The organism is Plantactinospora endophytica, from assembly GCF_016862915.1.
Taxonomy (GTDB): Bacteria; Actinomycetota; Actinomycetes; order Mycobacteriales; family Micromonosporaceae; genus Plantactinospora; species Plantactinospora endophytica.
The window spans coordinates 142046-155102 of the sequence record NZ_BONW01000012.1 but is presented as its reverse complement, the minus strand read 5'-3'; the positions used below and the strand labels follow the sequence as shown (position 1 = coordinate 155102).

Below are 13057 nucleotides of genomic sequence, written 5' to 3'. Positions count from 1 at the left end.
CCCTCCGCTCACCGCCGGAACAGGCATCACGATCGACCCGCCGGTGACCGCCGACCCGGGTATAGGCTCGGCCGGATGCGGGGTAACACGTTGAAGGATCGGATGCGGCGGGGCGAGCCGGTGCGCGGAGTCTGGCTGGCGTTGCCCAGCGTGGAATCCGCCCGGCTGATGGCCCGGATGCCGGCGGACTGGCTGGTCGTCGACGTCGAGCACGCCCCGGTGGGTGCGGAGACGATGACCCGGATGGTGGCGGCGATCGCCGACGCTCGTGGCCCGGCACCGCTGGTACGGCTGGCGAGCCCGGGTGTGGAGAACGTCAAACGGGCCCTGGACGCGGGTGCGTGGGGCGTGATCGGCCCGATGGTCAACACTCGCGCCGAGGCGGAGGCGTTCGTGGCGGCGGCGAAGTTCCCGCCGGTCGGGCAGCGCAGCTTCGGCAGTGCCTGGGCGGGGCTCGCCTTCGACGTGGCCGCGCCGGACTACCTGCGTATCGCCAACGAGCAGACGATCGCGATGGTGCAGATCGAGAACCGTGCGGCACTGGAGCACCTCGACGAGATCTGTGGTGTGCCGGGACTCGACGGCGTCTTCGTCGGCCCCGTCGACCTCGCGATCTCGCTGGGCCTCGGTCCGGATTCGGACAGCCGCGATCCGGACTTCCGCCGGGCGTTGGACGAGATCCTGCGTGCGGCCACGGCGGCCGGGCTGCCGGCAGGGATCTACTGCTCGTCACCCGAGGCGGCCGCCGAGCGGCTCGAGCAGGGCTTCGTCATGGTCAACGTGGCCACCGACGTGGCCGTGCTGAGCCAGGGTGTGCGGGACCGGCTCGCCTAGCACCGTCCGTACCAGGGCGGGCAGGTCGGCGGGTGCGATGTCCCGTCGCCGTGCCGCGACGTGTCCGTCCGGCCGCAGTAGGTAGCAGGTGCCCGGTGGCGACACCTCGTCGGGCGGCATCGTCACGACACCGACGGCGTCGACCGGGTCGGGCGAGGAGTACAGGGCTGTGAAGCCGTGCCCGAGTCGTCGGCGTACGTCCGGATCCGCCGGTACCAGCTTGGATCCGAGCGCCGGCGCCCCGTCCCAGTTCCCTCCGTCGTCGGGCAGGGACAGCGGTGACGTGGTGTACGTGTACGGCGTGCTCATTCTGCCGCTGTCGACGAGCCGCCGCAGTCGCAGTCGCAGGATCACGTTCCGGCGCAGCCGCTGCCAGCGGGTCCGGGGTGCCATGAACCGCATGGTGGCCTCGGTGACCTCCTGGTTGTGCCGCTGCGCCGCCCAGCGTTCGGTCTGGTACGTCTCGAGCAGGTCCGGCCCGGCACGGCCGGTCAGCACGTAGGCGAGCTTCCAGCACAGGTTCTCCACGTCGTGGATGGCGCCGTTCATGCCCCGTGCCCCGAACGGCGCGACCAGGTGCGCGGCGTCCCCGAGCAGGAAGATCCGGCCGTGTCGGAGTCGGCGCAGCAGACGCTGGTGGAAGCGGTAGTCGGTCAACCACACCAGCTCGTACGGCAGGTCCCCGATCAGCGCCCGAATTCGGTTGTCCATCGCCTCGGGGGAGCGCTCGTCCTCGACGGTTGCGTCGCCGCCGAGTTGCCAGTCGACGCGCCACACGTCGTCCGGCTGCGGGTGGACGAGGATGTTGTGCCCGGGGTTGGCGGGGTGGTCGAAGAAGAACCGTGGCTCAGCCGGAAAGGGCAGTTTCGCGCGGATGTCGGCGATAAGGAACCGGTCCGGGTACGTCCGGCCCGGGAAGTCGAGCCCGAGCAGTTTGCGGGTGGCGCTGCGGGCGCCGTCGCAGGCGAGTAGGTATCGGCCCCGGATCGACACTGGGCCGGACGGTGTCCGCGCGGTGACGGTGACCCCGTCGGCGTCCTGGTGCAGGCCGACCACGGTGTGCTGCCAGCGCAGGTCGACCAGGGGTGAACGGGCCATCGCCGCCAGCAGGTGGTGTTCGGTTTCGTGCTGCGGCAGGTTGAGGAAGGGCGGTAGTTCTCCGGGTGCCGGTGCGGTTGCGGTCTGGGTCTGCATCTCGTGCTGCCGGTAATAGGTTTTCCGGGTACGCCAGGCGATGCCTCGCGCCAGCATCGGCTCGACGCAGCCGAGTTTCTCCCAGACTGCCAGCGCGGTGCGGTGAATGGCGATCGCGCGTGATCCCTGCGGCCGGTCGGCGCCCGAGTCGAGCACAATGGACGGAATGGAATAGTGCGCCAGTTCGAGCGCGGCGGTCGCTCCGGTCGGTCCACATCCGACAATGATCGCCGGTACTGTTCTGTTGTCCCCCATAGCCGGCAAAGCTAGCCAGCGGAATTTCGCCGTCCCATGGTGTGCTCAAGATCCGACTTGGCTCGATGTCGGAAACCGGGCCGGCCGGCCCGGGAGGACCAGCGGGTGAGTTCCCGCGGTTCCCGGGCCGGCGCGACGGTGCGGGCGACGTCGCCGGGGAAGCGGGACGGTCAGCCGGCGGTGAGGTGCCCGCCGATCTCGGTGAGTTCGCTGTCGGTGAGAGTCAGGTTGTCCAGGGCGGCGACGTTCGCCTCGAGCTGGGCGACGCTGCTGGCGCCGATGATCAGGCTGGTCATCCGGGGGTCCCGCAGCGCCCAGGCGAGCGCGAGCTGGGCCAGGGTCTGGCCGCGCCGTCCGGCGATGTCGTGCAGCGCCCGGACGGTGGCCATCGTCGTCTCGTCGAGGTCGGTCTCGTTGAGGAAGACGCTGGTCCGGATCCGCGAGTCGGCCGGAATCCCGTCCAGGTAGCGGTCGGTCAACACGCCCTGGGCGAGCGGGCTGTAGGCGATGCAGCCGGCGCCGACCTCTTCGAGGGTGTCCAGCAGCCGGTCCGCCTCGGTCCACCTGTTGAGCATCGAGTACGACGGCTGCGAGATCAGCAGCGGCGTACCGAGTCGTTCCAGGATCGCGGCCGCCTGCCGGGTCTGCTCGGAGGTGTAGTTCGACAGCCCGACGTAGAGGGCCTTGCCGGCGCGTACGACGGCGTCCAGTGCCGCCATCGTCTCTTCGAGCGGGGTGTCCGGGTCGGGCCGGTGGTGGTAGAAGACGTCGACGTAGTCGAGGCCCATCCGGCGCAGCGACTGGTCCAGCGACGACACCAGGTACTTGCGGGAGCCCCATTCGCCGTACGGGCCGGGCCACATGTAGTAGCCGGCCTTGGTGGAGATGACCAGCTCGTCGCGGTACGGGCCGAGGTCGGCGGCGAGGGTCCGGCCGAAGTTCTCCTCGGCGGAGCCGGCCGGCGGGCCGTAGTTGTTGGCCAGGTCGAAGTGCGTCACCCCGAGGTCGAACGCCCGGCGGCAGATGTCCCGCTGCTGCTGCCACGGCCGCTCGTCGCCGAAGTTGTGCCAGAGGCCGAGCGAGATGGCGGGGAGCCGGAGGCCGCTGCGGCCGGCCCGGCGGTAGGTCATCGAGTCGTAGCGGTCGTCCGCGGGAAGGTAGGTCACGGTTGTCACCCTATTGATCCGCTCCGGCCGCGTCGCGACCGGCCGGTGCCGGTGGCCGGCCGTAACGTGTCGGGTACCGCTCGGGTCGGTGGTCGTCTCCGCCGGCCGGTCCGGTGTTCCGTCGCTCACGCTCGGCCCCGCCGGAGCGGACTGGCGGGGCTGATCCGTGATATCTGATCGGTACGTGTTTCAGGTCGCCGAAGGCGCCGACCTCGCTCACCACCGCCGCAGGTGGTGCCGTCGACAAAAGGGGACGTCATGGCTTACCTGGACCACCGCCCGGCGACCCCGGCCGAAGCACTCGACGAGTTGCTGGCCGGTAACGAGCGGTTCGTCACCGGTACCCGGATCCATCCGCACCAGGATGCCGAGCACCGGGCCGTGGTCGCCGCCGCGCAGCGGCCGTTCGCGGTGGTGTTCGGCTGTTCCGACTCCCGGCTCGCCGCCGAGATCATCTTCGATCGAGGGCTGGGGGACCTGTTCGTGGTCCGCACCGCCGGGCACATCGTCGGCCCCGAGGTGACCGCCAGCATCGAGTACGGCGTGGTCGTGCTCGGCGCGCCGCTGGTGGTGGTACTCGGCCACGACTCCTGCGGTGCGATCCAGGCGACCCGGGCGGCGTTGGACGGCAGCCGGCTGCCCGGCCGGAACCTGGGGGCGATCGTGGAACGGGTGACCCCGAGCATCGCGACTGCGGACGCCCGGCAGGTCACCGACGACGCCGGGATCTCCGCGATCCACACCCAGCACACCGTGGAGACGATCACCCGGCCGGACACCGAGCTGGCCGACGCGGTCGCCGCCGGCCGGTGCGACGTCGTCGGCATGTTCTACCGGCTGGCGGACGGCCGGGTCACCGTCACCGTCTCCGGCGCCGCCCCGACCGGCAGTTAGCGGCTGTCACCCGGGCTTCCCCGCACCGGCCCGCGCTGCCGACCGCTGGGCGTTCCGCCCCGACCGGCGGTTGGCGGCTGTCACCCGGGCCTCTCCGGCGGGCTGGTGGCGGCCAGCGCGAGTGCCACCAGGCCGTCGGCGTAGTCGTCGGTGAGCGGCCCGGTGCGCAGCAGCCAGCGGTGGTAGACCGGGCCGACGAGGAGTTCGACGACCTGGTCCAGGTCGACGTCGGTGCGGACCTGGCCGGCGTCCTGCCCGGCCCGCAGCCGGACCTTCACCGCGTCGAGCTGTGGCCGCAGGATCTGGTCGCGGACCTGGGCGGCGAGCGTGTCGTCGGCCAGGGTCTCGATGGTCAGCGCCCGGGTGGTGGCGGACAGCCGGGGGTCGGCGAACTCGGCGACGATGGCCCTGAGCACGGTACGCAGGTCGGCGCCGAGGTCGCCGGTGTCGGGTAGCCGGGGTTCGCCGTCGGCGTCGGTGGCGTCCACCAGAGCCTCCAGGATCACCCCGCCCTTGCCGCGCCACCAGCGGTAGATGGTCTGTTTGCCGACGCCGGCCCGGGCGGCGATCGCCTCCACGGTCAGGTCGGGGTAGCTGGTCTCGGCCAGCAGTTCGAGCGCGGCGGTGAGGATCGCCCGACGCGACCGTTCGTTGCGGCGGGCGGCGTTCGGTCCAGGCATGGGTTCACCTTAACCGAGACGAGACGATCCGTCTTGACAGGGTGGGCCGGCGCACGGCAACCTTGGCGGAAGAGGCGAGACGCTGCGTCTCGTCATTTCATCCGAGGAGAACCGTGTCCCACATCGCCATGGTCAGCATCCCGGCCCACGGGCACGTCAACCCGAGCCTGGACGTCGTACGCACCCTGGTGGCCCGGGGCCACCGGGTCACGTACGCGAACGCCCCGACGTTCGCCGAGGTCGTCGCGGGCGCCGGAGCGGAACTCAAGCCGTACGCGTCGACCCTGCCCGGCCCCGACGAGGAGTGGAGCGACGACCCGATCGACCATCTCACGCTCTTCCTCGACGACGCGATCGCCATGCTTCCGCAGTTGCGCGGCGCATACGCCGACGACCGCCCCGACCTGTTCCTCTACGACATCGCCGGCGCACCGGCGCGGCTGCTCGGCGAGGAGTGGGGCATCCCGGCGATCCAGCTCTCGCCGACCTTCGTGGCCTGGACCGGCTACGAGGAGGAGATGGCGCCGGTCGTCGAGTCGATCCGCGCCGACCCGCGCGGCGCCGACTACTACCGGCGGTTCACCGCCTGGCTGGCCGCGAACGGGTCGTCGGTGACCGACAGCGTCGCCTTCCAGGGCCGGCCGGCGCGGTGCCTCGTGCTCATCCCCGAGGCGTTGCAACCGCACGCGGACCGGGTCGACCCGAGCGTCTACAGCTTCGTCGGACCCGTGCTCGGCGACCGGTCCGCCCAGGGGTCCTGGACCCGCCCGGCCACCGCCGACAAGGTACTGCTGGTCTCCCTCGGTTCGGCCTTCACCCGGCACCCCGACTTCTACCGCCGCTGCGTCGACGCCTTCGCCGACCTGCCCGGCTGGCACACCGTGCTGCAGATCGGCCGGCACGTCGACCCGGCCGACCTCGGCGCCGTACCGGACACCGTCGAGGTGCATCCCTGGGTGCCGCAGCTTGCGATCCTGGAGCAGGCCGACGCCTTCCTGACCCACGCCGGGATGGGCGGCAGCAGCGAGGGCCTGTACTGCGGTACCCCGATGATCGCCGCACCGCAGGCCGCCGACCAGTTCGCCAACGCCGAGCAGCTCGCCGCCCTCGGAATCGCCCGGGTGGTCGAGTCCGACACGGTCACCGCCGACGGCCTGCGGGAGGCGCTGCTGGCGCTGACCTCCGACGCCGACGTGGCGACCCGGTGCGCCGAGATCCGACGCCGGGTGCGGCAGCAGGCCGGTGCCGACCGGGCGGCCGACCTCATCGAGGCCGAACTGCCCAGCCCCGTACCGGCCTGACCCGAGCCGCATCGCGGGCCGGCGGCGTCGGGTCAGTCGGTTTCGGATGCCTTCCGGGGGCGGCTGGAGTAGACCTTGTGCCAGTGCTCGGCCGAGCGGACCAGGTCGTCGACGACGTGACGGAGGAACTGGCTGGTGTTCTCCAGTCGCGCACCGGCGGGGGTGGTGGCGCCGAGTTTCTGGGCTCCGGCCGCGCAAGCCTCGGCGATCTGGTTCTGGTTACGCGCGCTGGCCATGACGGATCGGAACACCACGTCGTCGTCGATGACGTAGCGCTCGGCGCGACTGTGGGGGTCGCGTTCGCGTCTGACGAGTACCTGGTTTTCCAGGTAGCCGATGGCCTTGGAGACGGAGGCGGGACTGACGTGCAGGCGTCGTACGAGTTCCGCGGAGGTGAGGCTGCCGCCGTCGGTGGTGAAGAGCGCGGCGAGCACCTTGGCCATCATCTGCGGGAGCCCGGCCTGGATCATCAGCTCCGTGCTCTGCGCGCCCACCTCGTCGACGAGCCGTGGATCGCGCCCGCCGAGGTCGGCTCCTCCCGGTGACGTTGTCAGCGCACCGGTCCGGCGCTGGCGCGGGTGTCGGGTGCTGACCTGGTGGGCCGCCTCGGCGTGGTAGCCGCGCGGCCCGCCGTTGCGCACCACCTCGCGGGTGACGGTCGAGGTTGGCCGGCCGACGCGGCGGCCGACGGCGGCGTAGGTCAGTCCCTCGCGCAGTCCCGCGGCGATCTGCCGCCGGTCCTGGAGGGTGAGTCTGTCACCGGGCATCGGACATCCTCCGCTGTCGACGTCGGAGCCAGCTTAATGCAACGCAACGCCGTTGCATTAGCGGGCAGGCGCCATGCAACGATTCCTCCCGCTTCACCTGCGGCTACGCAGTTGCTTCGCCTAGTCCTGATTGACGGATTGGTGTATGCAACGTAATTTTTGCCGAGCTGTGAAGGTCCGGAGCTCGTCGACGGAAGCGAAACCCATGACCACGAACCTCGATCACCCCGCCCTCGTGGCGACTGCCGTACGCAAGGCGTACGGCGACCACGTGGTGCTGAACGGCATCGACCTCGACATCCCCGCAGGATCGGTCTTCGCGTTACTCGGCCCGAACGGCGCGGGCAAGACCACCATGGTGCAGATCCTGTCCACGCTCATCCGCGCCGACGCGGGGGAGATGCGGGTCGCCGGCCACGACGTGGTCCGGGATCCGGACGCGGTCCGTGCCGCGATCGGTGTCACCGGCCAGTTCTCCGCGGTCGACGGCTTCCTCACCGGCGAGGAGAACCTGCTGCTGATGGCCGACCTGCACCACCTGCCCCGCCGGGAACGGCGGCAGTGTGCCACCGACCTGCTGGCACGCTTCGACCTGGTGGACGCGGCCCGCAAGCCTGCGGTGACGTACTCCGGTGGGATGCGCCGCCGCCTGGACCTCGCGATGACGCTGGTCGGCCGCCCCCGGGTGATCTTCCTCGACGAGCCGACCACCGGGCTGGACCCACGCAGCAGACGGACGATGTGGGAGATCATCCGCGGGCTGGTGACCGACGACGGCGTGACGATCTTCCTCACCACCCAGTACCTCGACGAGGCCGACCGACTCGCCGACCGGATCGCGGTGCTGCACCAGGGGAAGATCGTCGCCCAGGGCACGGCGGAGGAACTCAAGCGGCAGGTCGGCGGCGGCCACATCACGCTGCGCTTCACCGACGCACGCGGCCACGACCACGCGGCCCAGACCCTGGACGTGGTGTCCCGCGACGACGAGGCACTCACCCTGCAGGTCGCCGGCCAGGGCGACGTCCGGTCGTTGCGCGCGCTGCTGGACCGGCTCGACCGCGTCTCGATCACCGTGGACGAACTCCAGGTACACACCCCCGATCTCGACGACGTCTTCTTCGCTCTGACCGGCAACCCCGTCGCGGAACAGGAGCCCGCCCGATGAGCACCGCCACCCACGCCCTCACCGACTCGGCGACCATGCTGCGCCGCCAGTTGCGGCACATGCTGCGCTACCCGACGCTCACCCTCACCGCCGCCGGGGTTCCGGTGATCTTCCTGCTGCTGTTCGTCTACGTCCTCGGCGGCATCCTCGGCAGCGGTCTCGGCGGGTCGTCGGGCGGCCGGGACGCCTACGTGAACTACGTCGTCCCCGGCATCATCCTGATGACCGCGGCCACCGCGGCGCAGGGCACCGCGATCTCGGTGGCCATCGACATGACCGAGGGCATCGTCGCCCGGTTCCGCACCATGGCCATCGCCCGGGTCTCGGTGCTCACCGGCCACGTGCTGGGCAGCCTGACCCAGACCCTGCTGAGCATGGCCATGGTCACCGGCGTCGCACTGCTGGTGGGTTTCCAGCCCACCGCGGACCTCGGTGGATGGCTCGGCGTGATCGGCGTGATCGTGCTGATCATCTTCGCGCTCACCTGGCTGTCGGTCGCACTGGCCATGGTGGCCAGGAGCGTCGCGGCCGCGAGCAACATGCTGACGCCGCTGATGATCCTGCCGATGATGGGCAGCGGATTCGTCCCCACCGACTCGATGCCCGCTGGACTGCGATGGTTCGCCGAATACCAGCCGTTCACCCCGTTCATCGAAACCCTGCGCGGGCTGCTGATGGGCACCCCGATGGGCAACAACGCGATCCTCGCCATCGGCTGGTGCGCCCTGATCGCCCTCGGCGGCTACCTGTGGGCCAGAAAGCTCTACAACCGCGAGCCCACCCGGTGACCGGCGCGCACCACGGGCGGGCCGGCGGCGAGGGCTGACCGGTCAGGGCTGGCGCAGCCAACAGCGGGCCATGTGCCCGGCGGCGACCGGGAACTCCGGTACCTCGGTGCGGCAGACGTCCATCGCGGCGGGGCAGCGGTCCCGGAACAGGCAGCCGCCGCTGCCGGTGGCCGGCTGCTGCCCGCCGCGCAGTGCCCGCATCCCGCCCGGTGCCGCCGTACGCGGGCTGCCCGGGTCCGGCGCCGCCGACGCCAGCAGTTGGGTGTACGGGTGCGCCGGACGCAGGATCACCTCGTCGCTCGGGCCGGACTCCACCACCTGGCCCCGGTACAACACCATGATCGAGGAGGCGAAGTAGCGGGCGGTGGCCAGGTCGTGGGTGACGTACAGGACGGCCAGTTCCTCCTCCCGCTTGAGCCGGTCGACCAGGTTCAGGATCTCCAGTCGGATCGACACGTCGAGCATCGACACCGGCTCGTCGGCGAGCAGGATCCGGGGCCGGGGCGCCAGCGCGCGGGCGATCGCCACCCGCTGGCGCTGCCCGCCGGAGAGTTCGTGCGGCAGCCGCCGGGCGACCTGGTCGGCCGGAGTGAGGTTGACCCGGGTCAGCAGGTCGTGCACGGCCGCCCGGACGTCGGCGGTACCGCTGGCGACGCCGTGCAGGCGCAGTGGGCGGCGCAGGTGGTATTCGACGGTGTGCGCCGGGTTCAGCGACGCGAACGGATCCTGGAAGACCATCTGCACGTCCCGGCGGTAGCGGCGGACCGCCCGGCGGCCGGTGGCGACCGGCGTGCCGTCGAGCCGGATCTCGCCGGCCGTCGGCCGGGTCAGCCGGACCAGCATCCGGGCGATCGTCGACTTGCCGCTGCCGCTCTCGCCGACCAGCGCCACCGTCTGCCCGGACCGCAGTTCGAAGGAGACGTCGTCGACCGCCCGCAGGGTGCGGCGGTGCCGCCCGTCCCGCAGCGGGAAGTGTTTGCTGAGGTGGCTGACGGTCAGAATGCTCATCGCCCGGCACCTCCGGTCGACGGCGCGGGGCCCGGGTCGGGGTCGAACCGGCCGGCGTGGAGCGCCTCGGGCGGGCCGTCGGGGCGTACCGCCGGGTCGTAGTGCAGGCAGGCGGCCCGGGTGGTCGGCCCGGTGGTGTGGGCGGTCAGCAGCGCCGGGTCGGTGTGGTGGCAGTCGTCGAAGGCGTACGGGCAGCGGGCCGTGAACGCGCAGCCGGCCGGGGGCCGGGACAGGTCCGGCGGGCTGCCGGGAATACCGTGCAGCACCGTCCGCTCGCCACGCAGCCGGGGGAAGGAGCGCAACAGCCCGACCGTGTACGGGTGGTGCGCGGCGGTGTGCAGGTCGGCGGCGCGGCCGTACTCGACGATCCGGCCGCCGTACATGACGGCCAGCCGGTCGCTGATCTCCAGCAGTAGGGACAGGTCGTGGGTGATGAACACGACCGCGAAGCCGAACCGGGCCCGGAGCCGGTCGATCTCGGTCAGGATGTCGCGCTGCACCACCACGTCCAGCGCGGTGGTCGGCTCGTCCATCACCACCACGTCGGGGCGCAGCGCCATCGCCATCGCGATCAGCACCCGCTGGCGCATCCCGCCGGAGAGTTCGTGCGGGTACGACGACAGCCGCTCCGGGCCGATCCCGACCAGGTCGAGCAGTTCCCGGCAGCGGTCCTCCCGCTCGGCGCGGCGCAGTTCGGGGCGGTGCGCGGTGAAGACGTCGGCGAGTTGCCGGCGTACCGACAGCACCGGGTTGAGGGCGTTCATCGCGCCCTGGAAGACCATCGCGACCCGGTTCCAGCGGAACCGGCGCAGCGCCTCGCCGTGCAGCGTCGACAGGTCGACCGGCGGGCCGTCGGCGGGACGGAACAGCACCTGGCCGGAGGCGACCCGGCCGGGCGGCTTGAGCAGCCGGGTGACCGCGTACGCGAGGGTGGACTTGCCGCAGCCGCTCTCGCCGGCGATGCCGAGCACCTCGCCCCGGGCCAGGTCGAAGCTGACGCCCCGGACCGCGCGTACCGGATCGGCGCCGTCGTAGACGACGCTCAGGTCGCGGACGGAGAGCACCACGTCGGTGCCGGGCGTGCTGTCGAGGGTCATGCCGGTCCGGTCCGTCGGGGGCGGCGGGGCACCCGCAGCCTCGGGTTGATCAGTTCGTCGAGACTGAAGTTGATCAGCGCGAGTCCGGCCCCGACCAGCGCGATGCACAGCCCCGGCGGCACGAACCACCACCAGGCGCCCTGGGACAGCGCCTGCGAGTTCTGTGCGAAGTAGAGCATCGTGCCCCACGACCCGGAGCCGCCGAGGCCGAGGAAGGCCAGCGCCGCCTCGGTGAGGATGCCGCCGACGACCGCGAAGACGAACTGGGCGGCGATCAGCGGCAGCAGGTTCGGCAGGATCTCGAAGGTGACGATCCGCCAGCCCGGTTCGCCGCTGACCCGGGCCGCGTCGACGTAGTCGCGGGACCGCAGCGACAGCGTCTGGGCCCGCAGCACCCGGGCCGACCCGGCCCACGCGGTGATCGAGACGATCAGCGCGATCGCCAGGGCGCCCCGGGTCTGCACGTAGTCGGTGATCAGCACCACCAGCGGCAGGCCGGGCAGCACCAGGAAGACGTTGCTGACCAGCGAGAGGCTCTCGTCGGCGTGTCCGCCGGCGTAGCCGCCGAGTACCCCGACCAGCACCGAGACCACGGTGGCCAGCAGCCCGACGACCAGGCCGACCAGCATCGAGCCCCGGGTGGCGGCGACGAGCTGCCGGAACACGTCCTGGCCGGTGGTGGTGGTGCCGAGCAGGTGTTCGGCCGACGGGGCGAGCAGCCGGTCGTCGCTGACCAGGTTCGGGTCGCCGACCAGCAGCGGGCCGAGCACCGCGACCACGGCGAAGAACCCGACGATCGCCAGCCCGGACGCCAGCTTGCGGGAGCGCAGCAGGCCGCGCCAGCGGGGCCGGCGGTCCGGCACCACCACCCCGGGTACGACGTCGCCGGTGACGTCGCGCTGCGTCTCGACGGTCGCCATCAGCCGGCCTGCCGGGTACGCGGGTCGATCAGCGCGTAGAGCAGGTCGACGACGAAGTTGGCGCCGAGCACGGCCAGCGAGATGACCAGGAAGATGCCCTGCAACAGCGGATAGTCGGCGTTGGCGACGGCGGCGACCAGGTTCATCCCGACACCGGGATAGGAGAAGACGATCTCGGTGGCGATGGAGCCGCTGACCACGAAGCCGAGGGTGATGGCGAACCCGGCCACGCTGGGCAGTACGGCGTTGCGGGCCGCGTACTGGATCATGATGCGGCGTGGCCGCAGCCCCTTGGCCTCGGCGGTCAGCACGTAGTCCTCGGCCATCGTGGAGACCATCATGTTGCGCATCCCGAGCAGCCAGCCGGCGACCGAGGCGACCACGATCGACGCCGCCGGCAGGATCCCGTGGTGGACGGCGCTGCGCAGGAACGGCCAGTTGAACCCGATGGTGGTCTCGTAGCTGTAGCCGCTGTTCAGCGGAAACCAGCCCAGCACCCCGCCGAGCAGCCAGAGCAGCACCAGGGCGAGCCAGAAGTACGGGATCGCGGCCAGGAAGGTGGTGGTCGGCACCAGCGCGTCGAGCCAGGTGCCGCGCCGCCAGCCGGCCAGGGTGCCCAACGCGATCCCGAGCAGCACGCTGAGTACGGTGGCGATGCCGACCATCACCACCGTCCACGGCAGGCTCTGGCTGAGCACCTTCGACACCGGGGTCGGATAGTAGGCGACCGACAGCCCGAACTCGCCGCGCAGCAGGTTGCCGAGGTAGCCGAGGTACTGCTGCCAGAGCGGGTCGTCGGAGACCCCGAACTGCAACTCCAGGGCCCGCCGGGCCTCCGGCGACATCGGGGTCATGTTCTGCGTCTTGGCCAGTACGGCGTCGACCGGGTTGCCCTTGATCAGCCGGGGGATGAGGAAGTTGAGGGTGACCGCCGCCCAGACCGCGACCAGGTAGAACAGCGCCTTGCGCCGCAGGTAGCCCATCG

At 71.3% G+C, this 13057-nt stretch carries 13 protein-coding genes; 5 read left to right on the top strand and 8 right to left on the bottom strand.

Going from position 1 to position 13057, the window contains the following annotated elements:
- Positions 1-75: 75 nt before the first annotated feature.
- Positions 76-834, top strand: coding sequence for an HpcH/HpaI aldolase family protein (locus Pen02_RS12800; protein ID WP_203866201.1), 759 nt, complete (start codon positions 76-78; stop codon positions 832-834).
- Here the strand turns inward: Pen02_RS12800 and Pen02_RS12795 are convergent.
- Together Pen02_RS12795 and mgrA are read right to left on the bottom strand one after the other, a co-directional pair.
- On the bottom strand, positions 730-2283 hold the full coding sequence (locus tag Pen02_RS12795; protein ID WP_203866200.1) for an FAD-dependent monooxygenase: 1554 nt from the start codon (positions 2281-2283) through the stop codon (positions 730-732). The genes Pen02_RS12800 and Pen02_RS12795 overlap by 105 nt on opposite strands.
- A gap of 170 nt (positions 2284-2453) precedes the next feature.
- On the bottom strand, positions 2454-3449 hold the full coding sequence (gene mgrA / locus Pen02_RS12790) for an L-glyceraldehyde 3-phosphate reductase (RefSeq protein ID WP_203866199.1): 996 nt from the start codon (positions 3447-3449) through the stop codon (positions 2454-2456).
- Between the two features lie 258 nt (positions 3450-3707).
- On the opposite strand from mgrA, the gene Pen02_RS12785 reads away from it, so the two are divergent.
- The gene (locus Pen02_RS12785; protein WP_203866198.1) at positions 3708-4343 is read left to right on the top strand and encodes a carbonic anhydrase; all 636 of its coding nucleotides are present in this window, start codon (positions 3708-3710) and stop codon (positions 4341-4343) included.
- Positions 4344-4423: 80 nt separating this feature from the next.
- Here Pen02_RS12785 and Pen02_RS12780 read toward each other — a convergent pair whose 3' ends face one another.
- Positions 4424-5023, bottom strand: a complete 600-nt coding sequence (locus tag Pen02_RS12780; RefSeq protein WP_203866197.1) for a TetR/AcrR family transcriptional regulator — start codon at positions 5021-5023, stop codon at positions 4424-4426.
- A gap of 128 nt (positions 5024-5151) precedes the next feature.
- Between Pen02_RS12780 and Pen02_RS12775 the strand changes: the two genes are divergently transcribed.
- Positions 5152-6324: a macrolide family glycosyltransferase gene (locus Pen02_RS12775; RefSeq protein ID WP_372445610.1), complete on the top strand. Its 1173-nt coding sequence runs from the start codon at positions 5152-5154 to the stop codon at positions 6322-6324.
- A gap of 32 nt (positions 6325-6356) precedes the next feature.
- Here Pen02_RS12775 and Pen02_RS12770 read toward each other — a convergent pair whose 3' ends face one another.
- On the bottom strand, positions 6357-7091 hold the full coding sequence (locus Pen02_RS12770; RefSeq protein WP_203866195.1) for a GbsR/MarR family transcriptional regulator: 735 nt from the start codon (positions 7089-7091) through the stop codon (positions 6357-6359).
- A 205-nt stretch (positions 7092-7296) separates the two neighbouring features.
- Here Pen02_RS12770 and Pen02_RS12765 point away from each other — a divergent pair, with 205 nt between their 5' ends.
- Positions 7297-8259, top strand: a complete 963-nt coding sequence (locus Pen02_RS12765) for an ATP-binding cassette domain-containing protein (RefSeq protein ID WP_203866194.1) — start codon at positions 7297-7299, stop codon at positions 8257-8259.
- Positions 8256-9047, top strand: a complete 792-nt coding sequence (locus tag Pen02_RS12760; protein WP_203866193.1) for an ABC transporter permease — start codon at positions 8256-8258, stop codon at positions 9045-9047. The genes Pen02_RS12765 and Pen02_RS12760 overlap by 4 nt, the downstream gene beginning before the upstream one ends.
- Positions 9048-9089: 42 nt before the next feature.
- Here the strand turns inward: Pen02_RS12760 and Pen02_RS12755 are convergent, their stop codons facing one another.
- The 4 genes from Pen02_RS12755 to Pen02_RS12740 are packed head-to-tail and all read right to left on the bottom strand — an operon-like array spanning position 9090 to position 13055.
- Positions 9090-10055 (bottom strand): ABC transporter ATP-binding protein, encoded by a 966-nt coding sequence (locus tag Pen02_RS12755; RefSeq protein WP_203866192.1) that lies wholly within the window; start codon positions 10053-10055, stop codon positions 9090-9092.
- Positions 10052-11152 carry an ABC transporter ATP-binding protein gene (locus tag Pen02_RS12750; protein ID WP_203866191.1) on the bottom strand — a complete coding sequence of 367 codons (1101 nt, stop codon included), beginning with the start codon at positions 11150-11152 and terminating at the stop codon, positions 10052-10054. Before Pen02_RS12750 ends, Pen02_RS12755 begins: the two co-directional genes overlap by 4 nt.
- Entirely contained in the window at positions 11149-12072 is a 924-nt protein-coding gene (locus Pen02_RS12745) for an ABC transporter permease (protein WP_203866190.1), read from the bottom strand. Before Pen02_RS12745 ends, Pen02_RS12750 begins: the two co-directional genes overlap by 4 nt.
- Positions 12072-13055 carry an ABC transporter permease gene (locus tag Pen02_RS12740; RefSeq protein WP_203866189.1) on the bottom strand — a complete coding sequence of 328 codons (984 nt, stop codon included), beginning with the start codon at positions 13053-13055 and terminating at the stop codon, positions 12072-12074. The genes Pen02_RS12745 and Pen02_RS12740 overlap by 1 nt, the downstream gene beginning before the upstream one ends.
- Between the last annotated feature and the right edge of the window lie 2 nt (positions 13056-13057).

Bases quoted from the DNA above. Each gene is read 5' to 3' on its own strand.
- Pen02_RS12800 (WP_203866201.1), top strand. From the start codon at position 76: ATGCGGGGTAACACGTTGAAGGATCGGATGCGGCGGGGCGAGCCGGTG.
- Pen02_RS12795 (WP_203866200.1), bottom strand. From the start codon at position 2,283: ATGGGGGACAACAGAACAGTACCGGCGATCATTGTCGGATGTGGACCG.
- Pen02_RS12785 (WP_203866198.1), top strand. From the start codon at position 3,708: ATGGCTTACCTGGACCACCGCCCGGCGACCCCGGCCGAAGCACTCGAC.
- Pen02_RS12780 (WP_203866197.1), bottom strand. From the start codon at position 5,023: ATGCCTGGACCGAACGCCGCCCGCCGCAACGAACGGTCGCGTCGGGCG.
- Pen02_RS12775 (WP_372445610.1), top strand. From the start codon at position 5,152: ATGGTCAGCATCCCGGCCCACGGGCACGTCAACCCGAGCCTGGACGTC.
- Pen02_RS12770 (WP_203866195.1), bottom strand. From the start codon at position 7,091: ATGCCCGGTGACAGACTCACCCTCCAGGACCGGCGGCAGATCGCCGCG.
- Pen02_RS12765 (WP_203866194.1), top strand. From the start codon at position 7,297: ATGACCACGAACCTCGATCACCCCGCCCTCGTGGCGACTGCCGTACGC.
- Pen02_RS12760 (WP_203866193.1), top strand. From the start codon at position 8,256: ATGAGCACCGCCACCCACGCCCTCACCGACTCGGCGACCATGCTGCGC.
- Pen02_RS12755 (WP_203866192.1), bottom strand. From the start codon at position 10,055: ATGAGCATTCTGACCGTCAGCCACCTCAGCAAACACTTCCCGCTGCGG.
- Pen02_RS12750 (WP_203866191.1), bottom strand. From the start codon at position 11,152: ATGACCCTCGACAGCACGCCCGGCACCGACGTGGTGCTCTCCGTCCGC.
- Pen02_RS12745 (WP_203866190.1), bottom strand. From the start codon at position 12,072: ATGGCGACCGTCGAGACGCAGCGCGACGTCACCGGCGACGTCGTACCC.
- Pen02_RS12740 (WP_203866189.1), bottom strand. From the start codon at position 13,055: ATGGGCTACCTGCGGCGCAAGGCGCTGTTCTACCTGGTCGCGGTCTGG.